Genomic DNA, 1,593 nt, shown 5'->3' with positions numbered 1-1,593 from the left:
CCCGGGGACTGCGGGGGTTCCTCCTCTCGGTGCTCGGCGGGGTGGTTCGTGCAGGTCAGGTGGGTCGTGGCAAGGCCTGGATCCGGTGGAAGGCGCGAACGATCGCGTCGGCCCAGGGCCAGGAGGCGGGCAATCGCAGGCGGCGTCGCCGTTGGCCGCGTACGAGTCGGGCCGGGACGTGCAGGATGCGGTAGCGAAGGGTCTTGGGTGTCGCTTTGGCCAGCTCGCCGTCGAGAGCCAGGAGTTGGAGCCAGGCGCGTAGGTCGCAGGCGATGGCGGTGGCGGTGAGCCAGGCGGTGTTGACCGGCATCTCGCGGGAGGGCAGCAGGCGCATCCCGGAGGCCTTCTGGTCGCGGATCTTCGGCTCGATGCGGGCGTGCTTGCGGTGTCGGGCGTCCAGGAACTGGGCCTGTCCGTGCCGGGTGTTGGTGGCGAACGTCTGGTAGCGCATGCCCTTGGCGACCTCGTAGGCCGAGGCGTCCTTGAGGTGGCGCGGGTGCAGGGGTTCCTTGCGGGCGATGACCTTGTGGTGGGCCGGCCAGGCGGACAGGTCGCCGAGCAGGCCGGTCAGGTCGGCGACGAAGGCGTCCTCGCGGGGCTCGCCGTCGGCATTGGTGGCCTGCTGCCACAGGCCGCGCCGGTCCGCCTGCTCGACGGCGGCCTGCTCGCGGTCGGTGAACGCCCAGCCGGTCGAGTACTCCCAGCGGAAGGTGGGACTGCGGCGTCCGCCGGCCGAGGCGATCCACCGCAGCAGGTCACGGGAGAACCCGGCCCCGTCCACCCGGACCAGGATCTTCTGCCTGCGCCACCAGGGCAGTTGGGTCACTGCCCGGGTCAGCAGGTCGATGTTCACCCCCGTGTCGTTGGCGGTGGTGTTGCCCCGGTGCAGCAGTTGCGCGAGTTCCTCGCCGGTGTTGTCGCACACGGCCACGAACACGTGGTGCCCGTAGGTCCCCTTGTAGGTGCCGTGGGCTCCGTCCTTCTCGGAGGGTGCCAGGACCAGGGAGCCGTCGGTGTCGATGACCGTCCACCCGGTCAGTGCCACCCCGTCGACCGCGACCTCGGGGAAGCCCTCGGGGCGATCCGCCAGGATCTTCCAGACGTGGCGGCGCACCGCCGCGCGGGCACGCTCGATCCTGCGCAGGGCCCTCTCGTCGACTTCCTTCAGCGCCCGCCAGACCGTGGGGAAGGAGGCAACGGGGCCGATGACCGCGCGCTGGTGCTCCAGGAGGCGGATGTCGCGGATGCACGTCGCGCCCAAGGTGATGGCCGTGGCCAGGTCGACCAGCACCTGGCCGCGGTCGTGCAGTGGATGGAAGCCCTGCCGCCGCAGCGCTCCCGACAACGCGCCGGTCAGCCCGGTGCGCTCGGCGAGCAGCCGCAGATGTATCCCACCGACATGCCCGATCTGTCCCTTGCCGTCGGCGGACATGGCAAGCCCGCGACTCCACTCGCTATCCTGCACGTGAAAGGTGCCTTCCGACCCGCCCGATACGACCCTCAGCAAGTCGCATCCAAGCAGGTCAGAAGGCACCTCTTCTTTTCATCTCACACTCTGTCAACAAGCCTGGCAGTCCTGCTGAAACACCGAGG

The 1,593-nt window shown here is 69.9% G+C and carries 1 protein-coding gene; it reads right to left on the bottom strand.

The features are described 5' to 3' along the window. Positions 1-55: 55 nt before the first annotated feature. Complete coding sequence (locus C7C46_RS32965) at positions 56-1,432, bottom strand: IS1380 family transposase (protein WP_220040747.1); 1,377 nt, start codon at positions 1,430-1,432, stop codon at positions 56-58. Positions 1,433-1,593 lie beyond the last annotated feature (161 nt).

It is taken from the genome of Streptomyces tateyamensis, from assembly GCF_003205575.1.
Classification (GTDB): domain Bacteria; phylum Actinomycetota; class Actinomycetes; order Streptomycetales; family Streptomycetaceae; genus Kitasatospora; species Kitasatospora tateyamensis.
Note: the sequence above shows the minus strand (reverse complement) of the source record. Positions and strands in the feature narration are given on the sequence as shown.

Excerpts from the sequence above, each read along its gene's own strand:
- C7C46_RS32965 (WP_220040747.1), bottom strand. The coding sequence starts at position 1,432 with ATGTCCGCCGACGGCAAGGGACAGATCGGGCATGTCGGTGGGATACAT.